The sequence below is a fragment of the Pseudothauera hydrothermalis genome, from assembly GCF_003345255.1.
In the GTDB taxonomy this organism is placed as follows: Bacteria; Pseudomonadota; Gammaproteobacteria; order Burkholderiales; family Rhodocyclaceae; genus Pseudothauera; species Pseudothauera hydrothermalis.
The window spans coordinates 341387-366978 of sequence record NZ_CP029331.1; the positions used below are offsets into that span (position 1 = coordinate 341387).

At 64.6% G+C, this 25592-nt stretch carries 25 protein-coding genes and 1 riboswitch; of the genes, 4 read left to right on the plus strand and 21 right to left on the minus strand.

Annotation, left to right across the window (positions count from 1 at the left end; genetic code table 11):
- Positions 1 to 74 precede the first annotated feature (74 nt).
- The 14 genes from DIE29_RS01590 to DIE29_RS01655 all read right to left on the minus strand — a co-directional run bounded on the left by DIE29_RS01590 (position 75) and on the right by DIE29_RS01655 (position 13720).
- Complete coding sequence (locus tag DIE29_RS01590) at positions 75 to 1136, minus strand: protein-glutamate methylesterase/protein-glutamine glutaminase (protein WP_108080981.1); 1062 nt, start codon at positions 1134 to 1136, stop codon at positions 75 to 77.
- 14 nt (positions 1137 to 1150) lie between these two features.
- Positions 1151 to 1651: a chemotaxis protein CheD gene (locus DIE29_RS01595; protein WP_108079498.1), complete on the minus strand. Its 501-nt coding sequence runs from the start codon at positions 1649 to 1651 to the stop codon at positions 1151 to 1153.
- On the minus strand, positions 1648 to 2472 hold the full coding sequence (locus DIE29_RS01600; RefSeq protein WP_102040735.1) for a CheR family methyltransferase: 825 nt from the start codon (positions 2470 to 2472) through the stop codon (positions 1648 to 1650). The genes DIE29_RS01595 and DIE29_RS01600 overlap by 4 nt, the downstream gene beginning before the upstream one ends.
- A gap of 45 nt (positions 2473 to 2517) precedes the next feature.
- Positions 2518 to 4227 (minus strand): methyl-accepting chemotaxis protein, encoded by a 1710-nt coding sequence (locus DIE29_RS01605; protein WP_114649002.1) that lies wholly within the window; start codon positions 4225 to 4227, stop codon positions 2518 to 2520.
- Between the two features lie 63 nt (positions 4228 to 4290).
- Positions 4291 to 4857, minus strand: coding sequence for a chemotaxis protein CheW (locus DIE29_RS01610; protein ID WP_102040737.1), 567 nt, complete (start codon positions 4855 to 4857; stop codon positions 4291 to 4293).
- Between the two features lie 12 nt (positions 4858 to 4869).
- Positions 4870 to 6516, minus strand: a complete 1647-nt coding sequence (locus DIE29_RS01615; RefSeq protein ID WP_114649003.1) for a methyl-accepting chemotaxis protein — start codon at positions 6514 to 6516, stop codon at positions 4870 to 4872.
- Between the two features lie 45 nt (positions 6517 to 6561).
- Positions 6562 to 8775 carry a chemotaxis protein CheA gene (locus DIE29_RS01620; protein WP_114649004.1) on the minus strand — a complete coding sequence of 738 codons (2214 nt, stop codon included), beginning with the start codon at positions 8773 to 8775 and terminating at the stop codon, positions 6562 to 6564.
- A gap of 4 nt (positions 8776 to 8779) precedes the next feature.
- Positions 8780 to 9097: an STAS domain-containing protein gene (locus tag DIE29_RS01625; RefSeq protein WP_102040740.1), complete on the minus strand. Its 318-nt coding sequence runs from the start codon at positions 9095 to 9097 to the stop codon at positions 8780 to 8782.
- 27 nt (positions 9098 to 9124) lie between these two features.
- Positions 9125 to 10393 carry a methyl-accepting chemotaxis protein gene (locus DIE29_RS01630; RefSeq protein WP_114649005.1) on the minus strand — a complete coding sequence of 423 codons (1269 nt, stop codon included), beginning with the start codon at positions 10391 to 10393 and terminating at the stop codon, positions 9125 to 9127.
- A gap of 20 nt (positions 10394 to 10413) precedes the next feature.
- Positions 10414 to 10779, minus strand: a complete 366-nt coding sequence (locus DIE29_RS01635) for a response regulator (RefSeq protein WP_102040742.1) — start codon at positions 10777 to 10779, stop codon at positions 10414 to 10416.
- Positions 10780 to 10985: 206 nt separating this feature from the next.
- Positions 10986 to 11564, minus strand: a complete 579-nt coding sequence (ruvC, locus tag DIE29_RS01640) for a crossover junction endodeoxyribonuclease RuvC (protein WP_102040743.1) — start codon at positions 11562 to 11564, stop codon at positions 10986 to 10988.
- Positions 11561 to 11881, minus strand: coding sequence for a heavy metal-binding domain-containing protein (locus tag DIE29_RS01645; protein WP_102040744.1), 321 nt, complete (start codon positions 11879 to 11881; stop codon positions 11561 to 11563). Before DIE29_RS01645 ends, ruvC begins: the two co-directional genes overlap by 4 nt.
- A gap of 32 nt (positions 11882 to 11913) precedes the next feature.
- A complete protein-coding gene (locus DIE29_RS01650) occupies positions 11914 to 12801 on the minus strand; it encodes a DMT family transporter (protein ID WP_114649006.1) in 888 nt (295 codons plus the stop codon).
- A gap of 193 nt (positions 12802 to 12994) precedes the next feature.
- A complete protein-coding gene (locus DIE29_RS01655; protein WP_102040746.1) occupies positions 12995 to 13720 on the minus strand; it encodes a YebC/PmpR family DNA-binding transcriptional regulator in 726 nt (241 codons plus the stop codon).
- A 124-nt stretch (positions 13721 to 13844) separates the two neighbouring features.
- On the opposite strand from DIE29_RS01655, the gene DIE29_RS01660 reads away from it, so the two are divergent.
- Positions 13845 to 14474, plus strand: coding sequence for a hypothetical protein (locus DIE29_RS01660; RefSeq protein WP_162860572.1), 630 nt, complete (start codon positions 13845 to 13847; stop codon positions 14472 to 14474).
- Positions 14475 to 14507: 33 nt separating this feature from the next.
- Positions 14508 to 16022, plus strand: a complete 1515-nt coding sequence (locus DIE29_RS01665; RefSeq protein ID WP_114649008.1) for a helicase HerA-like domain-containing protein — start codon at positions 14508 to 14510, stop codon at positions 16020 to 16022.
- A 22-nt stretch (positions 16023 to 16044) separates the two neighbouring features.
- On the opposite strand, the gene DIE29_RS01670 is transcribed toward DIE29_RS01665, so the two are convergent.
- From DIE29_RS01670 to metK, 6 genes are all read right to left on the minus strand, one after another.
- Complete coding sequence (locus DIE29_RS01670; RefSeq protein ID WP_162860573.1) at positions 16045 to 17424, minus strand: DUF1631 family protein; 1380 nt, start codon at positions 17422 to 17424, stop codon at positions 16045 to 16047.
- Between the two features lie 99 nt (positions 17425 to 17523).
- A complete protein-coding gene (gene metF, locus DIE29_RS01675) occupies positions 17524 to 18369 on the minus strand; it encodes a methylenetetrahydrofolate reductase [NAD(P)H] (RefSeq protein ID WP_114649010.1) in 846 nt (281 codons plus the stop codon).
- Entirely contained in the window at positions 18356 to 19195 is an 840-nt protein-coding gene (locus DIE29_RS01680; protein WP_237269488.1) for a TlyA family RNA methyltransferase, read from the minus strand. The genes metF and DIE29_RS01680 overlap by 14 nt, the downstream gene beginning before the upstream one ends.
- A 63-nt stretch (positions 19196 to 19258) precedes the next feature.
- Positions 19259 to 20668, minus strand: coding sequence for an adenosylhomocysteinase (gene ahcY, locus DIE29_RS01685; protein WP_114649012.1), 1410 nt, complete (start codon positions 20666 to 20668; stop codon positions 19259 to 19261).
- A gap of 104 nt (positions 20669 to 20772) precedes the next feature.
- Positions 20773 to 20870: riboswitch (S-adenosyl-L-homocysteine riboswitch) on the minus strand.
- A gap of 80 nt (positions 20871 to 20950) precedes the next feature.
- Entirely contained in the window at positions 20951 to 22030 is a 1080-nt protein-coding gene (locus tag DIE29_RS01690) for a calcium/sodium antiporter (RefSeq protein WP_114649013.1), read from the minus strand.
- 95 nt (positions 22031 to 22125) lie between these two features.
- Positions 22126 to 23292 carry a methionine adenosyltransferase gene (metK, locus tag DIE29_RS01695; protein ID WP_114649014.1) on the minus strand — a complete coding sequence of 389 codons (1167 nt, stop codon included), beginning with the start codon at positions 23290 to 23292 and terminating at the stop codon, positions 22126 to 22128.
- 231 nt (positions 23293 to 23523) lie between these two features.
- On the opposite strand from metK, the gene DIE29_RS01700 reads away from it, so the two are divergent.
- Entirely contained in the window at positions 23524 to 24384 is an 861-nt protein-coding gene (locus tag DIE29_RS01700) for a lysophospholipid acyltransferase family protein (protein WP_237269489.1), read from the plus strand.
- A gap of 31 nt (positions 24385 to 24415) precedes the next feature.
- Complete coding sequence (locus DIE29_RS01705; protein ID WP_114649015.1) at positions 24416 to 25336, plus strand: lysophospholipid acyltransferase family protein; 921 nt, start codon at positions 24416 to 24418, stop codon at positions 25334 to 25336.
- Here DIE29_RS01705 and DIE29_RS01710 read toward each other — a convergent pair.
- On the minus strand, positions 25330 to 25578 hold the full coding sequence (locus tag DIE29_RS01710) for a hypothetical protein (RefSeq protein WP_114650227.1): 249 nt from the start codon (positions 25576 to 25578) through the stop codon (positions 25330 to 25332). The genes DIE29_RS01705 and DIE29_RS01710 overlap by 7 nt on opposite strands.
- Between the last annotated feature and the right edge of the window lie 14 nt (positions 25579 to 25592).

The following is a 25592-nucleotide window of genomic DNA, read 5'->3' on the forward strand; positions in this document are numbered from 1 at the left end:
GCGATATGCAGACCGTGTCGCTGCGCCCGGCCGCCCGCGACGCGGGCTGCGGCGATCCGGCTTACTGCCGGATATCAGCCGCGCGCCGCCTGCATGATCGCCTCGGGGATGCGCTCCAGCGGCAGCACATGATCGACCCCGCCCAGGCGGATTGCTTCCTTGGGCATGCCAAAGACCACGCAGGTGGATTCATCCTCAGCGTAGGTGGTGGCGCCGGCGTCGTGCATTTCCTTGAGTCCGCGGGCACCGTCGTCGCCCATGCCGGTCATGATGATGCCGGTGGCGTTGCGCCCGGCGAATTTAGCGCACGAGCGGAATAGCACGTCGACCGAGGGCCGGTGACGATTGACCAGCGGACCGTCTACCACCTCCACGGTGTATTGCGCCCCGCTACGGGTGACCATCATGTGCTTGCCGCCAGGGGCGATCAGCGCGCGGCCGGGGGTGATGCGGTCGCCGTGGCGCGCTTCGCGGACTTCGATGGCGCACAGACCGTTGAGTCGTTCGGCGAACATGGCGGTAAAGCGTTCCGGCATGTGTTGCACGATGACGATGGGCGGAGCCACTGCCGGCAGCCGGGTCAGTACCGCCTCCAGTGCTTGGGTGCCGCCGGTGGAGGTGCCGATGGCGACAAAACGTTCGGTGGTGCGCACCATGTTGGCCCCGCTGCCCAGGCCGCTGGCTGCGGGCAGGACTGCGTCCGCGCTCAATCGCGGCTGCGGTGCGGCAGCCGGGGGGACGAGCCGGCGGGGGTTGGCGCGCGCGGCGGCTTTGACCGCGTGCACGATGTCGTTGGCACTGTCTTCCAGAAACTGTTTGAGGCCGGCGGTGGGCTTGGTGATGATCGACACTGCGCCGGCAGCCAAGGCGTTCATCGCCGCTTCCGAGCCGCGGGCCGCCAGCGAGGAGCAGATCACCACCGGTGTGGGCCGCTCGGCCATCAGTTTGCGCAAGAAGGTGAGCCCATCCATGCGCGGCATTTCGATATCGAGCACGATCACGTCCGGCCACTGGCGCTTCATGTGTTCCAGGGCGAACAACGGGTCGGAGGCCGCACCGATGACTTCGATACCGGGGTCGGCCGACAGCGCCTGGCGCAGCACCTGGCGCACCACGGCCGAATCGTCCACGATCATCACACGTATTGCACTCACGCGCTCGTTCTCCTGTGCGCATCGCCGAGATCCTGAAAAGCCAGCCAGGCATCGCCGCTGGAGACGTCGAACACCAGCTTGCGATGACCGCCGCCACCGAGGTGTTCGGCCATGATCGGAATGCTCCGTTCGGCCAGCAAGCGGCGGGCGATGTCGATGTTGCGCTGCCCGATATCCAGGTTGTGCGTCGGTTGCGGGCGGCCGGGAAACATGTTGCCGCCGCCAAAGATCTTGGCATGGTAGTCGGCATGGCGGGTGTGGTAGCGGCCGATTTCGCGGTCGAGCAGTGCCATGGCTTCATCCGCGTAGCGTCCGTCCAGCGGCTGGTTGCCGCTGCGGTTGCGCGTGGGCAGCATGAAGTGGCACATGCCGCCTAGCCGGAGGGTCGGGTGCCAGAGCGTGATCGACACGCACGAGCCCAGCACGGTGCGGATACGCGCTGGCGCACGACAAAAGTGCAGCTCGCCAATACCCAGATAGATCTCCGGTGGGCTCATAGGGGTTTGCGGTAGATGGTCGGGCGCACCGCGGTCAGCAGCCTAGGCTCGATGATGCCATTGAGTGTTTCCGAGTGGCCAACGATGAACCAGCCGCCGGGTTTCAGGCGGCCTAGCAGGTTCTCGACCACTTTGCGCTTGGTCGGCTGGTCGAAATAGATCATCACATTGCGCAGAAAAATCACATCGAACGGACCGATGGCAGGCAGGGGTTCGATCAGATTGACGTGCATGAAGCGGATCCGGCTGCGCAGTTCCCGGCAGATCAGAAAAGTGCCGGCCTGTTCGCGCACGCCTTTGAGGCAATATTTTTTCAGTAACGCAGGCGGAATACCGCGGCTGCGCTCCAGCGGATAGTGACCGCTTTGTGCGCGCGCCAAGACCTGGGTGGAGATGTCCGAGGCGGTGACCGCCCACGGCGCGTTGCCGAGCGCTTCGGCCAGCACCATGGCCAGGGTGTAAGCTTCTTCGCCGCTGGAGCAGGCCGCGCTCCACACCTCGAAGCTGCCACCGCGCGGATGATGCGGCAGGATGTGGTCGCGCAAAAAATCGAAATGCTTGGGCTCGCGAAAAAAGTAGGTTTCGTTGGTGGTCAGCAAATCCACCATGGTTTGCCGCTCTGCCCCCTGATCCGGGGCGCTCACCAGCCGGTAATAGTCGGCAAAGCTGGCGAGCCCCAGCGCGCGCAGACGCTTGGCCAGCCGGCCGACCAGCAGCACCTTTTTGGACGGGGCCAGGTAAATGCCGGCAATCTTGTAGAGCAGGGACTGAAAGCGGGCAAAGTCCTGGTCGCTGATACTGTCCGCGTTGTCTTGCGCCATGCGTGATCCGGTTCGGTGGCGGGCGCGCCTGGCCCGCGTGCGGGGTCAGAAACGTTCGAAGGCCGATTCGTCCAGATTGGCGGCGGTCACTTTGGGCAGCGGCTTGCCCAAGCTGCGGCCAGACAAGGGTTTACGCGGCCGGCTGGCGGGTGGTGCGGCACCCTGTTCGGGCCGATACGGCGCATCCGCCGCAGAGTGCGAGCGCCGCAGGCCGCCGGCCGGCGCTTCGTTGACCTGGAAAAACTGCATCAGCGCTTGCAGTTGTTCGGCCTGCGAGCCCAATTGCTCGGCGGTGGCGGCGAGCTCTTCGGAGGCCGAGGCGTTTTGCTGGGTGGCTTGGCTCAACTGGCTCACCGCCTGGTTGATCTGGGTGACGCCGCCGGCCTGTTCTTCCGAGGCCGAGGCGATTTCCTGCACCAGATCGGAGGTTTTGCGGATCGAGGGCACCATTTCATCGAGCAGGTGGCCGGCTTTTTCGGCCAGTTTGACGCTGGAGCCGGCCAGCTCACCGATTTCCTGAGCGGCCACCTGGCTGCGCTCGGCCAGTTTGCGCACTTCGGCGGCGACTACTGCGAAGCCCTTGCCGTGCTCGCCTGCGCGGGCGGCCTCGATGGCGGCGTTCAGGGCCAGCAGATTGGTCTGGTAGGCAATGTCGTCGATGATGCCGATTTTGTCGGCGATGGCTTTCATGGCCTCGACGGTCTCACGCACCGCGCTGCCGCCGTCGGCGGCCTCGGTGGCGGCCTTGGTGGCGATGCCGTCGGTGACCCGGGCGTTTTCGGCGTTCTGATGGACGCTGGCGGAGGTCTGTTCCAGGGTGGCGGAGATTTCCTCGACGCTGGCGGCCTGCTCGGAGGCGCCTTGCGACAGCGACTGAGCGGTGGCAGAGACTTGGCTGGAGGCCGAAGACAGATTGTCGGCCGCGCCGCGCACTTGGCCGATGATCTGCGAAAGCTTCTCTACCATGTGATGCATGGCGGAGAGCAACTGGCCCAGTTCATCGCGCGAGCGGGCGTCGATCTGCACCCTGAGGTCGCCTTCGGCCAGCGCATTGGCCGCAGAAACCGCCTGCGCCAGCGGGCGGGTGATCGAGCGGGTGATCAGCCATCCCAGTGCGACTGCGAACAGCGTGCAGAAGGCGAGCACCCCGATCAGCAGATTGCGGACCTTGCGGTAGTTGGCCTGGGACTGAGTGAATGCATGGTTGGCGTCGTTCAGGACGTACTCGCGCAAGGCATTGGCAGCGCCTTGAGCGTCGGTTTGCAGTGGATTGATCTTGAACAGCAAGGTCTGGTTGGCAGATAGATAATCGCCTGCCAGCAACTGGCGCACCGCCGGTTGGATGCCTTCGCTCACCAAGCGGGTGTAGGCTGCCTCGAAGCGATTGGCCAGCTCGCGCTCTTCGGCGCTGAGTTCGCGGGTCGAGAACGCTTCCCAGGCCGCGGTCACGTCGGCGCCGATGCGCTCGGTCGCATCGGTGTGCCGACTGAGTGGGTGGTCATGGAGCGTAGCAAAGCGGCTTTCCGGATTGTGTTGCAAGCCCAGCATGATTTGGCTGCGGGCATCGTTGAGCAGCACTTCTATCCGTCCAAGTTCGACGCTTGGCCGCAGGCGCTCTTGGTATTGCAGCTGGAGCTCTGCATTGACCTCGGACAGGGCGCGCAGGCCGGTGAGCGCAACACCCAATAGCGCCGCCAACAGTACCGTAAGCAGGATGGACAGTCGGTAGCCGACCTTGAGATTGCTGAGCGTCATGTTGCCTCCCTTGATCGATATGCGGGATGATCGAGGCCTGCTTACGGCCGCCACGGCCAGCACTCAGCCGCTTTGTTCTTCGTCTTGCGGACTGGCTTGCCCGCCCACCGCGGCCAACTGGGCCATCTCATCGACCGACAAGACCCGGTCGATGTTCAGAATGATGACGAATTTACCGTCCACCTTGCCCATGCCTTGGATGAAATCCGCGCGAATACGCGCGCCGAAGCTGGGCGGGGGTTCGATGTCGCCGGGCGGGATTTCCAGCACTTCGTTGACACTGTCGACCACGATGCCGATGTCCTGGCGCAGGTCGATGTCGTCCACCGTCTGATTGATTTCGACGATGACGATGCAGGTGCGCCGAGCCGCTGCGGTCGGTTTGCCGCCAAAGCGCGCGGACAGATCCACCACCGGCACCACCGCGCCGCGCAGGTTGATCACCCCGCGGATGAAGGCCGGCATCATCGGAATTTCGGTCAGTGTGCCGTATTCGATGATTTCCTTGATGTTGAGGATGCCGATGGCAAAGACCTCGGCGTTCAGTGTGAACGTGAGGTATTGCTGCGAGCCCTGGCTGCTTGCGGCGATGGCAGGCGGGGTGTTTTTTTGCGCGATGACTTGTCCCATGAGCGAAGTCCTTCAGAAGCGTTCGAAATCCTGCTCGTCCACCGTGGCGGCCGGGGCGGGCGAGGGCTTACGGGCGGGCTTGGCGGCTGCCGGCTTGCGCGAGGGGGTGGGTGTGGCAGGTGGGGCGGTGTGCGAGCGCCGCACGCCGCCGGCCGGCGCTTCGTTGAGCTGGAAGAACTGCATCAGCGCTTGCAGTTGTTCGGCCTGCGAGCCCAATTGCTCGGCGGTGGCGGCGAGCTCTTCGGAGGCCGAGGCGTTTTGCTGGGTGGCTTGGCTCAACTGGCTCACCGCCTGGTTGATCTGGGTGACGCCGCCGGCCTGTTCTTCCGAGGCCGAGGCGATTTCCTGCACCAGATCGGAGGTTTTGCGGATCGAGGGCACCATTTCATCGAGCAGGTGGCCGGCTTTTTCGGCCAGTTTGACGCTGGAGCCGGCCAGCTCACCGATTTCCTGAGCGGCCACCTGGCTGCGCTCGGCCAGTTTGCGCACTTCGGCGGCGACTACTGCGAAGCCCTTGCCGTGCTCGCCGGCGCGGGCGGCCTCGATGGCGGCGTTCAGGGCCAGCAGATTGGTCTGGTAGGCAATGTCGTCGATGATGCCGATTTTGTCGGCGATGGCTTTCATGGCCTCGACGGTCTCACGCACCGCGCTGCCGCCGTCGGCGGCCTCGGTGGCGGCCTTGGTGGCGATGCCGTCGGTGACCCGGGCGTTTTCGGCGTTCTGATGGACGCTGGCGGAGGTCTGTTCCAGGGTGGCGGAGATTTCCTCGACGCTGGCGGCCTGCTCGGAAGCGCCTTGCGACAGCGACTGGGCGGTGGCAGAGACTTGGCTGGAGGCCGAAGACAGATTGTCGGCGGCGCCACGCACGTCACCGATGATCTGCGAAAGCTTCTCTACCATGTGGTGCATGGCGCCGAGCAACTGGCCCAATTCATCGCGCGAGCGGGCGTCGATCTGCACCCTGAGGTCGCCTTCGGCCAGCGCATTGGCCGCACAGACCGCCTGGGCCAGCGGGCGGGTGATCGAGCGGGTGATCAGAAAAGCGAAAAGCAGGGCCAGTGCCACGGCAGCCGCCGACAGTACGATCATCAACAGGCGTGCGCGCTCTGCGGCTGCCAGCGCTTGCTTGCCGCTGTCTTCCATGAGTTTGCCCTGATAGGCGATGAGTGCGTTCAGGCTGTCCAAATAGGCCGTCTGCGCCTTGCGCATTTCGCCCATGAGCAGGGCGGTGGCCGCTTCACGGTTGTCGGCTTCGATCAGGCGGCGCAGGTTGCCGAGTTCAGTCACATAGGCGGCGCGTGTGGTCTCTACGGTACGCAATAGCGCGATACCTTCGGGCGAGTCGATGGTGCTGCGCAATTTGTCCAGATTCTCGGTGATTCGGGCCGAGGCCGGGGGCAGGCGCGCCATTTCGCGCTCCGCTTCGGCGCGTGTGGGGACCAGCACCGCATTGCGGGTGGCGCGAGCGGCGAGATTGACATCGTCGATGATGTTGTTGGCCCACACCGTTTTTTGGAAGCGATCCGAAACCATCAGATTGATGTCTTGGGCCAGATCGTCGATGCGGGTGATGCTAAAAAGCGCCATCGCGCACAGCAGCACCACCACGACCGCGAAGGCCATGGTGAGACGGATGCCGATCCTGAGATTGTTGAGCATGGACAGTCTCCTACGACAGAGCAAGGGGGGGGAGCCGGGTGTCGTTCAGCCGGCCAAGCTGTTGCGTCCGGCCTGTTTGGGGGCAAGTATCGCTTCTTCGCTGCCTGCGGCCAGTTGGGTCAGCGCCTGCACATCGAGAATCAGCGCCACCTCGCCCGAGCCTAGAATGGTGGAGCCGCCGATGCCGCGCAGGTTGCGGAACAGATGGCCGAGCGGCTTGATGACGGTCTGGAATTCGCCTAGTAACTGATCGACCACGATGCCGGCTTTTTGGCCGGCGGCTTTGACCACCACCACGTTTTCACGTCGGGGGCGTGGGCCGGGGATTTCGAACAGCTCGCGCAGACGGATGAAGGGCAGGACTTCGCCGCGCAGATTGAGATAGTTGCGTAAACCGGCCTCGGTCTGCAGTTCGATACATTCGACCACCATATCCAGCGGGATCACGTAACTGGCCGGGCCTGCGCCGACCAAAAAACCGTCGATGATCGCCAGGGTCAGCGGCAGGCGGATGGCAAAGCGGGTACCTTCGCCTTCTTTTGAACTGACTTCGACCCGGCCGCGCAGGCTTTGGATGTTGCGCTTGACCACGTCCATGCCTACGCCGCGGCCGGACAGGTTGGACACCTGCTCAGCGGTGGAAAAGCCCGGTTCGAAGATCAGGCTGTGAATTTCGCTGTCGGACAGGCTTTGGCCGCTGGCAATCAGGCCGCGCTCGATGGCTTTGCGGGTGATTTTTTCGCGGTTCAGGCCGCCGCCGTCGTCGGCGATTTCGATGACGATGCTGCCCGAGTCGTGAAAAGCGTTGAGTTCCAGCCGGCCGCGTGGCGGCTTTCCGCGTGCGGCGCGCACTTCGGGCGGCTCGATACCGTGGTCGATGGCGTTACGGACCAGGTGCATCAGCGGATCGCCGATTTTTTCCACCACCGATTTATCCAGTTCGGTGTCGCCGCCGGAAATGACCAGTTCGATGTCTTTACCCAGTTCCTTGGAGACATCGCGCACCACCCGGTTGAAGCGGTTGAAGGTTTCGCCGATCTGCACCATGCGCAGTTGCAAGGCCGCGTCGCGGATGTTTTCCACCAGACGGCTGACGATGGAGGTCGCCTCGGTGAGATCGGTCTGGCCGGCGCGGCTGGCCAGCAGATTCACGCTGGCGCCGGCAATGACCAGTTCGCCCACCAGGTCGATCAGCCGGTCGAGTTTGTCGGCCTGGATGCGGATCAGGCGCGCTTCGGCCGCTTTCTTCTCATTGACCTGCTTTTGTTTGACCACCGCAGCTTCTACCAACTCCGGCTGCACCGCCTGGTGTTCGACCAGGATCTCGCCCAGCGGTGGCTTGGCGTGGGGGTCGGGTGCCGAGCCCTCGGCCGCCGTTTGCGCGGCTTGCGCGGCCAATCCGGCTTCGAGTTCGGCCGGGGTGAGCGCGCCGATGCGCACCAGGATTTCGCCCAAGCGCATCGGGTCTTCGGGCAGCGCCATGATCAGTTGGATGTAGTCGGCCAGGCGGCTTTTCGGCGGCAGGATGTGCAGGGTGCACTCGTCGCGCACGAAGTCGAACACCCGCTCGATGGTCGCCTTGTCGGCATCCGAGGCAAAGCTGATTTCAAAGCCCAGGTAGCAGCACTCCGGGTCCATCTCATCGGCCGGCGGCATGGCATCGGCCAGGGTTTCGATGCGCTCGATGCGGCCCAGGGTGCCGAGGTAGCGCAGAAAAGACAGCGGGTCCATGCCGTTTTTCAGCACATCCGGACCGAAACGCAGCGAAATATGCCAGCAGTCGGTCTCCACCACGCCGCCGCCGCTGGTGTGCACTTCTGCGGCCTTGGGGGCGGGCGGCGCGCTGCTCGAATTTTGCGCGCTGCCCGCCTCCGCCAGCCAGTCGCGCTGCAGGCGGGCGAGCAGGGCGTCGCCTTCGGCCTGAAGGGCCTCGTCTGGCGCGTTGGCGCCGGATTCGAGCACGCCAATGAGCTGCCCCATGTGGTCGGTGCAGGCTAGCAGCAGCGCAATGAGATCGGTGTTGGCGGCGATCTCCCGGTTGCGCAGCCTATCCAGCACGCTTTCCACCACGTGGGTGAAAGCCACCAGGAAATCGCACTCGATGACGCCCGCCCCACCTTTGATGGTGTGCGCGGCGCGAAACACCGCGCCGAGAATGTCGGCGTCGTCCGGTTTGTCCTCCAGTTGCAGCAGCGCCGTCTCCATGGCCTGCAGTTGCTCGCGGCTTTCGGTAACAAAAACGGCGGTAATCTCGTCCATCGCTCTAACGCGCCTCCTGTGCCGGCACCAGCATCGGATCGCCGAATTCGGCGGCCATATTGTAGAAATCCACGATCTGACTGACCGCCTGGCTGTGCGCCACGATGTGGGCCTGCTTGCCCAGGCGCGCGGCTTCGCGTTTGATCAGCACCAGAAGCTGGAAGCCGGCGGTGTCGATTTCGGCCACCGCGGACAAATCCAGTTCCAGCCGATCGCAGTCGGTCAGGGCATCGACCAAGGTTTTTTTCTGTGCCACGGCGTTGTAGATGGTCATGTCTTCGACGATCGCCAGACGCCGGACTGCGGGGGGGCAAGTGCTCATCGATGCGTCTCCGTAAAATGACGCGGGTCAGAACAGTTCGACTTTCGGACTGCCGGTGGGCGCTTCGCTGTGCTGTTGCAGGCTCTGTTTGTGGGTGCTGCGCTGGCTTTCCATGACGTAGCGGGCATAGAGCTGATCCAGATGCTCGGCCAACGGCACATAGTTGAAATCCGGGTTGTCGGCTTGCGCCAGGCGTTCGGCCAGACCGGCAAGATGCTCGTCCAGGCGTGCCAGCGCCTCGGCGGTATGCTCGATCTGCTGCCGGGTGACATCCTGGAACTGCACGCTGGCCATGGTTTCCATGAACATGGTGGCGAGCTTCTGGCTGCTATCGCGCACCGTGTCGATGACCGCGCCCTGGTGACGGAGCAGCGCTTCGTAGCTGTCGCCCAGTTGCACCAGTTGGTCGGCAAACTGACCGAGCGCGGCTTGCTCTTTGTTCAGATTCATCGACGAGAGTTTTTCCTGCAACTGCACTTCGATGGTGCTGGCCACGCCCTGGATGCCCTGGTTGATCGCCACCACCGCTTTTTCGGTCTCCGCCGACAGTTTGCGCACCTCGTCGGCCACCACCGCAAAGCCGCGTCCGGCCTCACCAGCGCGCGCCGCTTCGATGGCCGCGTTGAGCGCCAAGAGATTGGTTTGCGCGGCGATGTCTTTGATCAGCTTGGTGAGCGATTCCAGCGATCGCGCTTCATGGACCACCTGTGCCACGCGCGCCTGGTCGGCCTGCGCTTCGGCGATACGGGCGGCGATGTAGTCGCGCATCTGGCCGATCAAACGCTGGTTTTGCGCAAATTTTTGCTCGGAATCCGCAGCCAGTTCGTCGGATTCACGGGAAGTCTGGGCGACGAAATCGTTCAGACGGCCGACCACTTCGTCGATGGCCTGCAGCCGGCTGGTGATGTCGTAAGCGGCCTGTTCGGTCTGCTGGACGACACTGGCCAGTTGATCGCGCAACACGCCGTTGTAGGTGGGCACGGTGCGAAGTTCGCGGGCCACTTCCTCATGGACCGCCGCCACCTTGTGGGAGGCCGATTGGAGCTTTTCTTGCACCGTGCTCAGGCCAAACATGTGGTCCCGGAAAAAAGCCAGCGACACCAGGCGTTGGGCCAGCGCGGCCACCGCGACGATCAGCACGGTGCCCAAGGCGTCGCCCAACGGTTGGGCAATTTTGAGCCGGACCAGAAAGTCGTCGTGAAACCAGTCGTTGAAAAAATAAACCGTGGTACCCGCCCCCAGCGCCACTACGGCGGCGACCAGGATGGAGCGGCGAAGCAGGGCGTTGAAGTCCATGGTTGTCGTCCTTGGGCAGCTCAGCGCATGACCAGCTTGATGGTGTTGAGCAACTCGTCGGCCGTGGCCGGTTTGACGATCCAGCCGGAGGCGCCGGCAGCCTTGGCTTCGGCCTTTTTCGACTGTTGCGATTCGGTGGTGAGGAAAAGAATCGGCATGAAGCGGTAAGCGGGCAGCTTGCGCACTTCCTTGATGAGTTCGATGCCGTTCATGCCCGGCATGTTCAGATCGGTGATCAACAAATCGGCTTTGACCCCGGCCTGGAATTTTTTCAGCGCCTCTTGAGCGTTAGCGGCCTTTTCCACGGCGTAGCCTGCTTTGGTCAGGATGCCGGAAATGCTCAGCAAAATGGTGGCCGAATCATCGACCAGGAAAATGGTTTTCATATGCGTGTCGCGTGTGGTGTTGAATCGGAATGCGCGCCGACGGGGCGCTGGCTCCGCAACAGTATATGGCCATATCTACGGCCATATTGCGGGCAGGCTTTAACAGGCCGTTGAAAAACGACTGCGGTCGGTCATCGGCGGCGTTGCGCGGTGCGCCGGCCGGTCGCCTTACCCGGCGCAATCGGCGGCTGCCGGTGTGGGCGCTTTCAGCGCGCGCCAGGTTCGCCGGGGGCCAAGATCAGGCGGCCGGCGCGTCGCCGGGTGCCGCCGCCGGCCAGCACCGCCAGGCCGGCCCCGCCGTGGGCATGACAGATCGCGCAGGCCAGCGCGTCCGACGCATCCGGCCCGGCGGGCGCAGGCAGCGCGAGCAGCCGCTGCACCATGTGCTGTACCTGTTCCTTGTTGGCTTTGCCGTAGCCGACCACCGACTGTTTGACTTGCAGCGCGGTGTATTCGGCCACCGGCAGGTCGCAGCTTACCGCGCCGCAGATCACCGCGCCGCGCGCCTGACCCAACAACAAGGTGGAGTTGGGGTTCACATTGACGAACACCTTTTCCACCGCGACCTGGTCGGGGGTGTAGGTGTGGATCACCTCGCGCACGCCGTCGAGCAGGGTGCGCAGCCGGCCGGGTAGATCTCCGTCCGCGGTGCGGATGGTGCCGCTGGCCACGTAGCGCAGTTGGCTGCCGAGACGGTCGATCAGCCCAAAGCCGGTCACCCGCAATCCGGGGTCCAGCCCCAGAATGCGGGTGGTGAGCGCGCCGGAGGCCGCGGCGGTACTCAAGCGGTCACCACCGCGGTGCCGCTGACGCACACCATCAGCATGCCGTTGTCAGCGCCCAGCACTTCGTAGTCGATGTCGATGCCGACCACTGCGTTGGCACCCAGGCGGGCGGCCTGTTCGGCCATCTCATCCATCGCCAGTTGGCGCGCGTCGGTCAGCGAGCGCTCATAGGCGCCGGCGCGTCCGCCGACGATGTTGCGGATCGAGGCGAACATATCCTTGAAGATATTTGCGCCGATGATCGCCTCGCCGGTGACCACGCCCAGGTACTTGCGGATTGGACGGCCTTCCAGGGTCGGGGTGGTGGATAGTTCCATGGCCTGCTCCTTTGCCGGGTAAAGTGCCGATTCTAGCCCTTGCGCGCCAACCATACGCCTGCCACGGCCACCACCATGCCGGCCAGCGCCGGCGGGGCCAGGGTTTCGCCAAACATCGCCCAGGCAATCAGCGCGGTCGTCGGTGGGGTGAGGTAGAACAGGCTGGCCACGTTGACCGCGCTGCCATGACGGATCAGCAGATTGAGCAGGCTGATGGCGCCAACCGAGAGCACCAGCACCAACCACAACAGGGCAAAGACGAACTCGCCCTGCCAGTCGATCTGCATCGTCTCGGTCTGGCTGGCGGCCAGCGCGGACACCGCCAGCGTGGGCACGAACTGGATCACCGCGCCGCTACGTAAATCGAAGCGCGGGCAGAAGCGCTTTTGATAAAGCGTGCCGCCGGTAATGGCCAGCAAGGCCGCCAGCGCGGGCAGCAACGCATGCCACAGCGTGGCCAGGCTGGTGCTGTCGGTGCCGGCCTTGGCCCCGACCACCAGTGCCACCCCGGCAAAGCCCAGTGCCAGCCCTGCCCACTGGCGCAGACTCACCCGCTCACCGAGCAGCCAGCCTGCCCCCAGCGCGGTCAGCAGCGGCTGCAGACCAACCACCAAGGCGGTGACGCCGGCCGGCAGACCGCGGTCGATGGCGATGAACACCCCACCCAGGTAGCCGGCGTGCAGCAGCAGACCGGAGACGCCGATGTGCAAATACTCCTGCGGGCGTTTCGGCCAGGGCGCGCGGGTGGCGAGCGCCACGCCGAGCATCAGGCCGATCACCAGCAGGTAACGGGTCGACAAAAACGTCAGCGGCTCGGCATAAGGCAGGCCGAACTTGGCGCCGATGAAGCCGGTGCTCCACAGCAAAACGAACAAAAGCGGCGCAGCGGTGGAGAGCGAAGCGGTCGGGGAGCTGTTCATGGGCGCATGTTGCCCGCTCGGTGGCGGCCACAGAAGGCACAGCGACACGCCGATTGACCGGTACAGCGCAGCGCACGGACAAAACCAACGGGCCGCAGCGGGCGGCCCGTGGTGGGTGAATGGCAGGCGCGACTTGGCAGGCCGTTGAAAAATTCCTGCGCTGGACCCGCTGCGGCGTTACGCGGTGCCGGGATCAGGTCTCCAGCACCGCAGAGGTGTACACTTCCTGCACGTCGTCCAGCGCTTCGAGTGCGTCGAGCAGCTTTTGCATGCGCGCGGCTTCGTCGCCGCTCAGCACGGTTTCGTTGAGCGGCTTCATGGTGACTTCGCCGAACTCGGCGGAAAAACCGGCGGCTTCCAGCGCCTCTTTGACCGCGGTGAATTCCCACGGAGCGGTGATGACTTCGATCGAGCCGTCGTCGTGGCTCACCACATCCTCGGCACCGGCTTCCAGCGCAGCTTCCATCAGCGCGTTCTCGTCGGTGCCGGGGGCGAACAGCAATTGGCCGCAATGCTTGAACTGAAAGGCCACGCAACCGTCGGTGCCAAGGTTGCCGCCGTACTTGGAGAACGCATGGCGCACGTCGGCCACGGTGCGGGTTTTGTTGTCGGTCAGGCAATCGACCATCACCGCCGCGCCGCCGATGCCGTAACCTTCGTAACGGGCTTCTTCGTAGGCAACGCCTTCGAGCTGACCGGTGCCGCGCTTGATGGCGTTTTCGATATTCTCTTTGGGCATGGACTCGGCCTTGGCCTTGTCGATGGCCAGGCGCAGGCGCGGGTTGGCGCCCGGATCACCGCCTCCCAGTTTGGCGGCGACCGTGATTTCCTTGATCAATCGGGTGAAAATCTTGCCGCGCTTGGCGTCCTGACGTCCCTTGCGGTGCTGGATGTTGGCCCATTTGGAATGACCCGCCATGGAAAATACCCTCGATGCTGCCGGTTGGTGTGTAAGAGGCGGCAATTATACAGACCGGCGCGCAAGGCCGGACAAGGGCGTACCGGTGGTATGCTGACCGGATTGCACTTCAAGGGTTTCGTTCATGAGCGCTATGTTACGGCAATGTGTGCTGGTCTTGTGGGCGGTGAGCTTTGCGCCGCTGGTTTTCGCGCAAGAGACGATTTCTTATCACGGCTGCACCGATGCGCGCGGCCGCCCGGTGCTTTCGGTGGCCGATCCGGCCTCGCCGGTGGTGGCCGGCACCCATGTCGAGGCTGGGCGCCAGGTGATCCGCTACAACCCACAACTGTTACCGGAGCTTATCCCGGCTGCGCGGCTTTTTTTCTATGCCCATGAGTGCGCGCGCCACAATCTTGCCTTGCCGCTGGATCGGCCCCTGACCGTGGCGCAGGCGCAGCGCGCCGATTGCTGGGGGCTGGAGAGTCTGTTGCGTGCAGGTTTGATCAACGGCAGCGCAGAGCTGGCTGCTTTGCAGGCCGCACTGCGTTTCACCCCGGAGCAATGGGTGCTGCTGCCAGGCCCGCCGCGTGACTTTGACTTGCCGGGGTGCCAGGCACGCAGTGCCGCGCGCTTGCGGCTGGCCGCGCCCCCGCCCGGTCAGCACGCCTGGAATGCTTGTGTACGCGCCTGCGGCGATACGCTGTTTGCCTGCCGCGCGACCGATTGTGATGACCATTACCGAAGCTGCGTGGCCGGTTGCGGCGAGCGTTGAACGCAAGAGAACCCGGAAACGAGGAGCCCCATCATGGCCGAACCTATGCCAATTGCCCGCGCGGGCGACAAAACCCTGTATTTGCTGCCCCGTCTGGCCAACCGCCATGGCCTGATCACCGGCGCCACCGGCACCGGCAAAACGGTGACCTTGCAAAAGCTGGCTGAAAGCTTCGCGGCCATCGGTGTGCCGGTGTTCATGGCCGATGTCAAGGGCGATCTGTCCGGCATCGGCGCCGCGGGCGTCGCCTCTCCCAAACTCATGCAGCGCTTGGCGGCGATCGGCATCGAGGACTTCACCCCGCGCGCCAATACCGCGGTGTTCTGGGATGTGTTCGGTGCGGCCGGCCACCCGGTACGCGCCACCATCACCGATATGGGGCCGCTTTTGCTCGCGCGCCTGCTGAACCTCAACGACACCCAGGCCGGGGTGCTGCAACTGGTGTTCAAAATCGCCGACGACCATGGCCTGCTGCTGCTCGACCTCAAAGATTTGCGCGCGATGGTGCAGTACGTGGGCGAGAACGCCAAATCTTTCACCACCGAGTACGGCAATGTTTCGGCCGCCTCGATCGGCGCCATCCAGCGCAATCTGCTGGCCTTGGAGAGCCAGGGCGGCGATGTTTTTTTTGGCGAGCCGATGCTGGATATCGCCGACCTGATGCAGACCGACGCCGACGGACGCGGGGTGGTCAACGTGCTGGTGGCCGACCGCCTCTACCAATCGCCCAAGCTCTACGCCACCTTCTTGCTGTGGCTGCTGGCCGAGCTGTTCGAGAACTTGCCCGAGGTGGGCGACCTGGACAAGCCCAAGCTGGTGTTTTTTTTCGACGAGGCCCATTTGTTGTTCGACGATGCGCCCAAGGCGCTGGTGGACAAGATCGAACAGGTGGTGCGGCTGATCCGTTCCAAGGGCGTGGGGGTGTATTTCGTCACCCAGAATCCGCTCGATGTGCCCGACGCGGTGCTCGGCCAGCTCGGCAATCGGGTGCAGCATGCGCTGCGCGCATTCACCCCGCGCGACCAGAAGGCGGTCAAGACTGCAGCCAGCACGCTGCGTGCCAACCCGGCCTTCGATGCCGCCAGCGCGATCACTGAACTGGGGGTGGGCGAGGCGCTGGTGTCTTTTCTGGATGACAAAGGGCGTCCCGAGGTGGTCGAACGCGCTTGGGTGATTCCGCCGTGCTCGCGCATTGGGCCGCTGGAGCTGGCCGAGCGCGAGGCGGCGATTCGCGCATCGGTGTTGTACGGCCATTACGAGCAGGTGCTCGATCGCGAGTCAGCCTACGAGCGGCTGCGTGCGCAGGCCGAGGCGGCTGCCGTGCAAGCGCCGTCGGTGGGCGGGCGCGCCGCGGCGCCGGCAGAGTCATCCGCGGTCGGCGGCGGTTTGAGCGACATTCTGTTCGGCTCCACCGGTCCGCGCGGCGGGCGGCGAGACGGTTTGGTGCAGATTGCCGCCAAAACCGTGACCCGCACGGTGGGCAGCGCCATTGGCCGGCAGATCGTGCGCGGCCTGCTCGGTTCCTTGCTGGGTGGCGGCCGGCGCTGAGGGGCGTTTAGCTGGCCGTGTGCTAGCCGAGGCGGCAGCGTCCGGCGGCTGCCGCCTCGGCTAGCGCGCGCCGGGTGGCGATCAGCACGCGCGGGACGGCCGGATCGGCCAGCACCACCACATATCCGGTGGCGCCGGTCCATCCAATGCAGCCACGCATCGCGCTGCCGTCGGGCAGATCGATGGCGAGCCAGTCGCCGCGGGTCGCCGTGGCCGCCGGGTGCGGGGGCGGTGCGCCGATGGCGTAGCGGTTGTGGTTGAAGATGCGCAGACCGTTGGCGCCAAGCGGTGCGCTCAGCGTGGCCGGGGCCGGGGTGGGCGCCTGTCCGGGCGGCAGCAAGGTGCCGGCCAGCGCGGCCTGCTGCGCGGTGATGCAGGGGGCCAGGGCGGCGCGTTGGGCCTCTTCGGCCAGCCCCAAGGCAGCAAGTCCCTGGGCGAGCTTGCGGTTGAGCGTCGGCAGCGCGTCGGCCCAGCGTGTGCGCGCCTGCGGCTCGGTGGGCGGGTGGATGCTCTGCGCCAGACGTTTGGCCAGCTCGCAGCAAATCCGCCATTGCGGATGCTCGCCGCCATGGTTGTAGTGCAGCCGGGCAAGAAGCGGCAGCCACCAGTGGGCGAGAAACTGCCCGATGACATTCGGCGTGTCGGCGCGCAGCAGGCGCTCGATTACGGCGGTGGCCTCAATGAGCGCGTGTTCGCGGCGCTCGGCGCGTTCGGCCAGGGCCAGCGCCGGCTGTACCAGCGTGGCGATGCGTGCGTCAGTGTCGGCGGTGTGCGACGGCTGGTCGGCGCGTGTGGGTTCTGGCGCACGATCTTCCGGCCGTGGCGCCGGCGCGCTGGCCCGATGCGGCCTCAGACCAGCCGCATCCAGGGTCGCGCCCAACTCGCGGTAGGTGGCGCGTAGGGTGCGCGCCAACGGTTCGCCGCAGCGTTCAAGGAATTGCAACCGTTGCGCCGGATCGAAGCCGGCTGCATCGGCCAGCGCGCGTAGCGCGCGGCACACCGTTTCCGGGCCCACCGGGGTTTGCTCTTCCGCGGCGTCGCGTTGCCCGAGCAGCATCATGTAGCGCCCGTGCAGGCGGCTGAGTTCGATTCGGCAATAGTCGCGCAGCCGCCGGGCGAGCGCAGTAAGTTCCAGGGTGAATTCGAGGTCGTGCTCATGGACCAGGCTGATCCGCGAGGCGGTCAGTCCGTGCGCCTGTTCGAAGCCGCGCCGGTCGTGCAGGCCGACGAGTTCGTCGTGGCAGCGCGCCGCCTCGTCTACAAAGGCCGCAATCGTCTTTTGCTCGATGAAGCCGATACTGCGCGCAAAGGCTTCCAGGTTGGCCAGGAGTTGGCTACGGCAATGCGCCAGCAATCGTTGCTGGCCGGAGAGCTGGGCACTGGCAGAGGCGGTATCGGTCATGGCGGTGTCCACTGTTTGGTTCCAGGCGGCCTGCGTAGGCGGCTGGGCATCGTTGGCCCACCCGGCCCGGTGCCACTTTGCCGCGGTTGGCCGCACAGCTTACCGGGCGTGCGGGCCGAGTCCAAGCCGCTCGCAGATCGCCAGCGTGGGTTCGGCCTGATTCATGCAGTAAAAATGCAGGCCGGGTGCGCCGGCTTCGAGCAGGCGCTGGCATAGGTCGGTGACCACATCCAGGCCGAACGCGCGGATCGACGCCGAGTCGTCGCCAAAGCTTTCGAACTTGCGCCGCATCCAGCGCGGGATTTCGGCACCGCAGGCATCTGAGAAGCGCGCCAGCCTGGCAAAGCTGGTAATTGGCATGATACCGGGCACGATTGGGATGTCTATGCCCAGCGCGCGCACTTCATCGACGAAATGCAGGTAGGCGTCGAGGTTGTAGAAATACTGGGTGATCGCCGAATCCGCACCGGCGGCCACCTTGCGTTGAAAAGCCAACAGATCGTCGCGCGGGCTTTTGGCTTGCGGGTGCCATTCCGGATAGGCGGCCACCTCGAGGATGAAACGCCGGCCGGTTTCGGCGCGGATGAATTCCACCAGCTCGCTGGCGTAACGTAGCTCGCCGGTGGTGCCCACGCCCGAGGGCAGATCGCCGCGCAGCGCGACGATGCGGCGGATACCGGCTTCCTCGTACTCCTTGAGGATGGCGCGCAACTGTGCGCGGCTGGCGCCAATGCAGGACAGGTGCGGGGCGGCTTCAAAGCCGGCGGCGGCGATCTCCTGCACGGTGGCAAAGGTACGCTCGCGGGTGGAGCCGCCGGCGCCGTAAGTGACCGAGAAAAAGGCCGGCTGCAAAACCGCCAGACGCTCGCGCACCGTGCGCAGTTTTTCGGCCCCCTCGGGTGTTTGCGGAGGGAAGAATTCGATCGACAGTTCAATGGCCTGCATGGTCGGAGTGTTGCATCCAGATAAAGAATTCGCGGTTGCCGTCGCCGCCCGCGATGGGGGAATCGTACCAGCCGCACACCGCCAGTCCGATTTCTTGCGCGGCGGCACGGAGTTTTTTTTCCACCTCGCGGTACAGACGGGCATCGCGCACGATGCCGCCTTTGGCCAGCTCCTGCGGGCCGACTTCGAATTGCGGCTTGACCAGCGCGAGGATGTCACCGTCGGCGGCCAGCAGCGCGGGCCATTGGGGAAGCAGCAGGGTGAGCGAGATGAAGCTGGCATCGCAGACGATGACATCGAAGCCACCGGGCGGGTAATGCTCGCCCAATACGGCCGCGGTCAGATGGCGAGCATTGACACCTTCCAGGGTGATGCAGTGCGGCACTTTGGCCAGCCGTGGATGGAGCTGGCCGTGGCCCACATCGATGCCCACCACGCGGGCAGCACCGGCGGCCAGCAGACAGTCGCTAAAGCCGCCGGTCGACTGGCCCACGTCCAGGCAGATCCGTCCGGCCACCGCCACGCCGCTGGCCGCCAGCGCGCCGGCGAGCTTGAGGCCGCCGCGCGATACATAGCGGTCGGCTTCGTCCGCGGCCACGGTAAGCCGCGCCGACACCGGCAGCTCCTGCGCCGGCTTGGCGACCGTGCCGCCGTCCCAGCTCACCCGCCCGTTCTCGATCAACTGGCGGGCGCGGGTACGGGATTCGACCAGACCCTGCGCCACCAGCAGGGCGTCGGCGCGCAACATGCCGTCTGCGCGCGTTGCCGGGCGGTGCTGGCCGACGCTCGGTCGCGGCCGCCTGGCGCGCGCGTGAAAGGAGTTCATCGACATGGCAATCGGTGCCGATCCGGCCTGTGCAGCCCGACGGCTTGACGCTGCAAGGGCCGTTCAGTAGCGGTAGTGGTCGGGTTTGTACGGCCCTTCGACCGGCACCCCGATGTAGTCGGCCTGTGCGGGGCTGAGCACGGTAAGTTGGGCGCCGATTTTTTTGAGGTGCAGGCGCGCGACCATTTCGTCCAGCTTCTTCGGCAGCACGTAGACGCCGACCGGATAGTCGCTGGTGCGTGTATAGAGTTCGATCTGCGCCAGCGTCTGGTTGGCAAAAGAGTTGCTCATCACGAAGCTCGGATGACCGGTGGCGCAGCCCAAGTTCACCAGGCGGCCTTCGGCCAGCAGAATGATGCGCTTGCCGTCCGGGAAGACGATGTGGTCGACCTGCGGTTTGATGTTTTCCCACTGGTATTGACGCAGGCTGGCGACATCGATTTCGGAGTCGAAGTGGCCAATGTTGCACACGATGGCGTTGTGCTTCATCGCTTTCATGTGCTCATGGGTGATGACGCCGATATTGCCGGTGGCGGTGACGAAAATGTCGCCCACGGCTGCGGCCTCTTCCATGGTGACCACGCGGTAACCTTCCATGGCTGCCTGCAGGGCGCAGATCGGATCGATTTCGGTGATCCATACGGTGGCCCCCAGCCCGCGCAGCGATTGCGCGCAGCCCTTGCCCACATCCCCATAGCCCAAGACCACGGCAATCTTGCCGGCAATCATCACGTCGGTGGCGCGCTTGATGCCGTCGACCAGGGATTCTCGGCAGCCATAGAGGTTGTCGAACTTGCTCTTGGTGACCGAATCATTGACGTTGATGGCCGGGAACTTCAACTCGCCTTTGGCGTGCATTTGGTACAGCCGGTGCACACCGGTGGTGGTTTCCTCGGTCACCCCTTTGATCTGCGCCAGCCGGGTGGAGTACCAAGTGGGATCGGTTTGCAGCTTTTTGCGGATGGCGGCAAAGAGCACGCTGGCTTCCTCGCTGTCCGGGTGGTCCAAAACCGACAAATCCTTCTCGGCTTTCGCGCCCAGGTGCAAGAGCAAGGTGGCGTCGCCGCCGTCGTCCAGGATCATGTTGCTGTAGCCGCCGTCTGGCCACTCAAAGATGCGGTGGGTGTAGGTCCAATAGTCTTCCAGCGACTCGCCCTTGACCGCGAATACCGGAACGCCGGAGGCGGCCATCGCCGCGGCGGCGTGGTCTTGGGTAGAGAAGATGTTGCACGAGGCCCAACGCACCTCGGCGCCCAGCGCAGTCAGCGTCTCGATCAGCACCGCGGTTTGGATGGTCATGTGCAAGGAACCGGAAATGCGCGCACCCTTGAGCGGCTGGCGGGCGGCGTACTCCTCGCGGATTGCCATCAGGCCAGGCATTTCGGTCTCGGCAATGAGGATTTCCTTCCGACCCCAGTCGGCCAGCGACAAATCGGCCACCACGTAATCCTTGAACTCAGTCACAGCGTTCATGAACGTCTCCATGCGATGACCGGGGGGGGAGGGGAGAGAGGCTTGAAGGCTCACCCGGCATCCCCAACCCGGCGGGGTTGAGAAGCGAAGCACCGTCAGGGTGCTTCGGGTGAGCGCCGTTCAAGCGGCCGCCGCACCGGGCGGACGGCTTTCCGAGCCTGGGGGCCGGCGAATGCGGCGCCTTGCAACGCTCCTCGGAAAAATTGGCCGCTATTGTATCACTGTGGTATCACTGTGCGGCGCATGCGCCGACAACGAATCTGGCGCGTCTCCGGGCTCTTGTCAGTCACCGGAGGCGCGCCCATTGTGGCACACCACCGAGACGATCAGGGTGATCACGGTCAGCGGTATCACATAACCGAGCATGACATTGGAAAACGCCGGCAGTGCGGCGTGCTTTTGTGCGGACAACACCAGCCAGGCGGTGTAGGCCACGTAATAGCCCAGGAACACGCCGCCCTCCCAGCGGGCGATTTCGCGTCCGGTGATCAGAATGGGCAGGCAGGCAAAGGCTACCGCCAGCATCACCCAGAGGTCGAAGTTGCGCGCGGCTTCCGACACCGGGATGCCGGTCGCAGACACCAGGCCGGCGGCGCCGATGACCGCAAAGATATTGAATACATTGCTGCCTACCACATTGCCCACCGCGATGTCGCGCTGGCCACGCACCGCGGCGACGATCGAGGTGGCCACTTCCGGCATCGAGGTGCCGACCGCGACCACGGTCAGACCGATCACCAGATCGCTCACCCCGAAGGCTTTGGCCAGCGCCACGGCGCCGTCGACCAGCCAATCGGCACCTTGCACCAGCATGCCCAGCCCGACCACGATCAGCGCCAGTTGCACGCTCCAATGGCGGTCCCAATTCGAGCTGGGGATTTCGCTGGCAAACTCTTCTTCTGCCGCCTTCGAGGCGCTGCGCGACTGGCGGATCAGAAACACGGTGTACGCCACTATCAGCGCAAACAGCACGCCGCCTTCGAAGCGGCTGATGTCAGCGTCTAGAGCCATCACCACCAGCAGCAAAGAGGCGCCGATCATGATCGGGATTTCCTGGCGGATGATCTGCTCGGCGACCACCAGCGGGGTGATCAGTGCTGAGATGCCAAGGATCAGTAAGACATTGGCAATGTTGCTGCCGACCACGTTGCCGACGGCCAGATCCGGCGCGCCCGACAGCGTGGCGTTCACCGATACTGCCAACTCCGGTGCGCTGGTGCCGAAGGCAACCACGGTCAGCCCGACGACCAGCGGTGAGATGCCCAAGGACACTGCCAGCCGTGCCGCACCGCGCACCATCAGGTCGGCGCCGACCACGAGGATGACCAGACCGAGAAGGAGCAAAGCGATATGTTCGAACATGGACAAGGGTAGGATTTCAGGCAATCGAAGAGCGGTGGGGTGCAAGCATAGCAAGGGCCGCCCAGGCAGTGCGGCCGTTGCAGTCGCTTACATTTTTACAGTCCAGCCTCGGCGCGTAGCGCCGCGGCCTTGTCGGTCTGCTCCCAGGTAAATTCCGGTTCGTCGCGGCCGAAGTGGCCGTAAGCGGCGGTCTTGGAATAGATCGGCCGCAGCAGATCCAGGGTCTGGATGATGGCCTTGGGACGCAGGTCGAAGTGCCCACGGATCAGGTCGACGATTTTTTCATCGCTGATCTTGCCGGTGCCGAAGGTGTTGACCATCAGGCTCACCGGCTTGGCCACCCCGATGGCATAGGCCACCTGCACCTCGCACTTGTCGGCAAGTCCAGCGGCGACCACGTTCTTGGCCACATAGCGCCCAGCGTAGGCCGCTGAGCGGTCCACTTTGGAAGGATCTTTGCCGGAGAAGGCGCCGCCGCCATGGTGGGCCGCGCCGCCATAGGTGTCGACGATGATCTTGCGCCCGGTCAGGCCGCAGTCGCCGTGCGGGCCGCCGATGACGAAGCGTCCGGTCGGGTTGATCAGGTAGCGGACATTGCCCTGCATCAGCGCCGGCGGCAGCACCGGTTTGATGATTTCCTCGATCACCGCCTCGGAAATCTGTGCGTGGGAAATCTCCGGGCTGTGCTGGGTGGACACCACCACGGTGTCGATCGCCACCGGCTTGCCGTCCACGTACTTCACGGTGAGCTGGCTTTTGGCATCCGGACGCAGCCACGGCAGGCGGCCGCTTTTACGCACTTCGGCCTGGCGCTGCATGATGCGGTGGGCGTAGTGGATCGGCAGCGGCATCAGGCTGGGTGTTTCGTTGCAGGCATAGCCGAACATCAGCCCCTGGTCGCCGGCGCCCTGCTCCAGTTCCAGCCCTTCGCCTTCATTGACGCCCTGGGCGATGTCCGGCGACTGCCGGTTGATTGCCGCCAGCACCGCGCAGCTTTTATAGTCGAAACCGATGTCAGAGCTGTCGTAACCGATCCGGCGGATCACGTCCTGGGCGATCTCACGATAGTTCGGGTGTGCGGAGGTGGTGATTTCGCCCGAAATGACCACCAGACCGGTGGAGACCAAAGTTTCGCAGGCTACACGGGCGTGCGGATCGTCGGCCAGAATGGCGTCGAGCACCCCGTCCGAGACCTGGTCGGCGACTTTGTCGGGATGGCCTTCGGAGACCGATTCGGAGGTGAAGAGAAATTCTCTAGACATGCGCTGCTCCAAAAAATGAAAAATCCCCGGTGCTTGTGGCGTCGTGGCCGACTCCGGGGATTTCACGAGCAGCCGACGCTTTAGCAGTATTTTTGTGCCGACTGAGACGCGGAAACCGGCGGCCGCCCTGCAAGTTGTCGTATTAACTCGGCGACTGGGCAATAATTATAGGCTTTCGAACCGGCCGGTCAAATCGGCCGTCCTTTTTTTTGCGCCGCGCTATTGCAGACCGTGATCACCGAGTTGTTGTTCCGCATGCTTTCGCGCCTGCCTTTGCGGGTGCTCCATCTCTTGGGCGCTTGGGCGGGCTGGTTGGTTTATTGCGCAGACGCCGGCTACCGTCGCCGTCTGCAAGACAACCTTGCGCTGGCCATCGGGCGGCATGACAGCGCGCTTGTCCGCCAAGCGGTGTGTGAGGCTGGCCGGCAGGCACTGGAGCTGCCCTGGTTGTGGCTACGCCCGGCCGAGGAGGTGGCCGCGGCGGTACGCCATGTGGAGGGTTGGGAGCATGTCGAAGCCGCACATGCTGGAGGCCGTGGCCTGTTGTTCCTGACCCCCCACCTGGGTTGTTTTGAGATCACCGCGCAGTATGTTGCTCGCTTCATGCCGATTACTGTGCTCTACCGTCCGCCGCGCAAGGCGGCTTTGCAGCCGCTAATGGAAGCTGGCCGTGCACGCGGGCAAATGCGCACCGCGCCGGCGGATGTCTCCGGTGTGCGTCAACTGGTCAAAGCCTTGCGCGATCACCAGGCGGTGGGCATGTTGCCCGATCAGGCGCCAGGCGTGGGCGAGGGCGTGTGGGCGCCGTTTTTCGGCCGTCCGGCGTGGACCATGACGCTGGCCGCGCGCATGGCCGAGGCCAAAAACGTATCGGTGCTCTATGTGTGGGCCGAGCGCCTGCCGCGTGGGCAAGGGTTCGTGCTGCGTTTCAGTCCAGGCAGTGAGCCGCTCGTCGGAACGCTGCAAGCCCGTTGTGCGGCTATCAACCGCAATATCGAACGGCTCATTTTGGCCTGTCCGGCGCAATACCTGTGGGGCTACCACCGTTACAAGCGGCCCAAGGGCGTACCGGCGCCCGAGCTTGGCGCATGAGCCGGCCGCGTATGTTTGGGGGCGCGTGTCGATGAGCAAGCAGTCCCGCAGCGCGCCTGGCCAAGTCCCCGGGCGTGTGTTCAGCCACCTGGGTGTGGCGGTTTTGTGGCTATTGCATTGGCTGCCAATGTCGGCGCTCGCGCCTCTGGGGGAAGTCTTCGGTGGGCTGCTATACCGTGTCGCGCGCCGGCGTCGTCATATCGTCGACACCAATTTGCGCCTGTGTTTTCCCGAATTGGACGATACTGCCCGTCACGCGCTGGCGCGCAGGCACTTTCTAGTGCTGGGCCGTAGCCTGCTGGAGCGCAGCCTGCTGTGGTGGGCGCCGCGCTCGCGTATCGAACGCCTAGTGCGCTTCGATGGTGACGGGCGGGTGCGGGAACTTTTGGCTGCCGGCCGGCCGGTCATCCTGCTGGCGCCGCATTTCGTCGGTCTGGACATGGGCGGCACACGGGTCACCATGGCCTTCGACATCGTCAGCATTTACGCACGGCAAAAAAACCCGGTGTTCGACCGCTGGTTGCTGCATGGGCGCAGCCGCTTCGGCAACCAGTTACTGCTGGCGCGCGAAGACGGTGTGCGGGCCACGGTGAAGGCCATGAAGGCCGGTCGTCCGTTTTACTATTTGCCGGACATGGATTACCGGCGCAAAGACTCGATTTTTGTGCCTTTTTTTGGCGTGCCTGCCGCCACCATCACCGGTCTGTCACGTTTGGCACGGCTGGCCGATGCCGCGGTGGTGCCTTGCGTGACCCGCATGCTGCCCGGCGGCCAAGGCTACCGGGTGGAATTTGGCGAACCGTGGGCAGATTTTCCCACCGCCGATATCGAGGCCGATACCGCGCGCATGAACCGTTGGGTGGAGACGGTCATTCGCGGCATGCCGGAGCAATACTATTGGGTGCATCGCCGCTTCAAAACCCGGCCGGCAGGCGAGCCGCGGCCTTATTGAGGGCGCTCGTCCGCCGGCCGGTCGCGTGCTGCCAGGCGGCGCAACACCAGCGGAAAAGCCGCGCTGCCAAGTAGGGCCACGGCCGACACCAGCAGCGCCAGACCGGCGCCGGTGCCGCCCAACAGCGGATGCACTGTGCCAAAGTCGAAGGCCAACAGGACGATGCCGGCCACAAGACAAACCAGGCCGGGAAGCCCCAGCAGCCAGGCCGTCAGCGGAATGGTGGCGGGTGTGTCGTTCATGGTCGCGGATTTTC

Bases quoted from the DNA above. Each gene is read 5' to 3' on its own strand.
- DIE29_RS01590 (WP_108080981.1), bottom strand. From the start codon at position 1,136: ATGATCGTGGACGATTCGGCCGTGGTGCGCCAGGTGCTGCGCCAGGCG.
- DIE29_RS01595 (WP_108079498.1), bottom strand. From the start codon at position 1,651: ATGAGCCCACCGGAGATCTATCTGGGTATTGGCGAGCTGCACTTTTGT.
- DIE29_RS01600 (WP_102040735.1), bottom strand. From the start codon at position 2,472: ATGGCGCAAGACAACGCGGACAGTATCAGCGACCAGGACTTTGCCCGC.
- DIE29_RS01605 (WP_114649002.1), bottom strand. From the start codon at position 4,227: ATGACGCTCAGCAATCTCAAGGTCGGCTACCGACTGTCCATCCTGCTT.
- DIE29_RS01610 (WP_102040737.1), bottom strand. From the start codon at position 4,857: ATGGGACAAGTCATCGCGCAAAAAAACACCCCGCCTGCCATCGCCGCA.
- DIE29_RS01615 (WP_114649003.1), bottom strand. From the start codon at position 6,516: ATGCTCAACAATCTCAGGATCGGCATCCGTCTCACCATGGCCTTCGCG.
- DIE29_RS01620 (WP_114649004.1), bottom strand. From the start codon at position 8,775: ATGGACGAGATTACCGCCGTTTTTGTTACCGAAAGCCGCGAGCAACTG.
- DIE29_RS01625 (WP_102040740.1), bottom strand. From the start codon at position 9,097: ATGAGCACTTGCCCCCCCGCAGTCCGGCGTCTGGCGATCGTCGAAGAC.
- DIE29_RS01630 (WP_114649005.1), bottom strand. From the start codon at position 10,393: ATGGACTTCAACGCCCTGCTTCGCCGCTCCATCCTGGTCGCCGCCGTA.
- DIE29_RS01635 (WP_102040742.1), bottom strand. From the start codon at position 10,779: ATGAAAACCATTTTCCTGGTCGATGATTCGGCCACCATTTTGCTGAGC.
- DIE29_RS01645 (WP_102040744.1), bottom strand. From the start codon at position 11,881: ATGGAACTATCCACCACCCCGACCCTGGAAGGCCGTCCAATCCGCAAG.
- DIE29_RS01650 (WP_114649006.1), bottom strand. From the start codon at position 12,801: ATGAACAGCTCCCCGACCGCTTCGCTCTCCACCGCTGCGCCGCTTTTG.
- DIE29_RS01655 (WP_102040746.1), bottom strand. From the start codon at position 13,720: ATGGCGGGTCATTCCAAATGGGCCAACATCCAGCACCGCAAGGGACGT.
- DIE29_RS01660 (WP_162860572.1), top strand. From the start codon at position 13,845: ATGAGCGCTATGTTACGGCAATGTGTGCTGGTCTTGTGGGCGGTGAGC.
- DIE29_RS01665 (WP_114649008.1), top strand. From the start codon at position 14,508: ATGGCCGAACCTATGCCAATTGCCCGCGCGGGCGACAAAACCCTGTAT.
- DIE29_RS01670 (WP_162860573.1), bottom strand. From the start codon at position 17,424: ATGACCGATACCGCCTCTGCCAGTGCCCAGCTCTCCGGCCAGCAACGA.
- metF (WP_114649010.1), bottom strand. From the start codon at position 18,369: ATGCAGGCCATTGAACTGTCGATCGAATTCTTCCCTCCGCAAACACCC.
- DIE29_RS01680 (WP_237269488.1), bottom strand. From the start codon at position 19,195: ATGAACTCCTTTCACGCGCGCGCCAGGCGGCCGCGACCGAGCGTCGGC.
- ahcY (WP_114649012.1), bottom strand. From the start codon at position 20,668: ATGAACGCTGTGACTGAGTTCAAGGATTACGTGGTGGCCGATTTGTCG.
- DIE29_RS01690 (WP_114649013.1), bottom strand. From the start codon at position 22,030: ATGTTCGAACATATCGCTTTGCTCCTTCTCGGTCTGGTCATCCTCGTG.
- metK (WP_114649014.1), bottom strand. From the start codon at position 23,292: ATGTCTAGAGAATTTCTCTTCACCTCCGAATCGGTCTCCGAAGGCCAT.
- DIE29_RS01705 (WP_114649015.1), top strand. From the start codon at position 24,416: ATGAGCAAGCAGTCCCGCAGCGCGCCTGGCCAAGTCCCCGGGCGTGTG.
- DIE29_RS01710 (WP_114650227.1), bottom strand. From the start codon at position 25,578: ATGAACGACACACCCGCCACCATTCCGCTGACGGCCTGGCTGCTGGGG.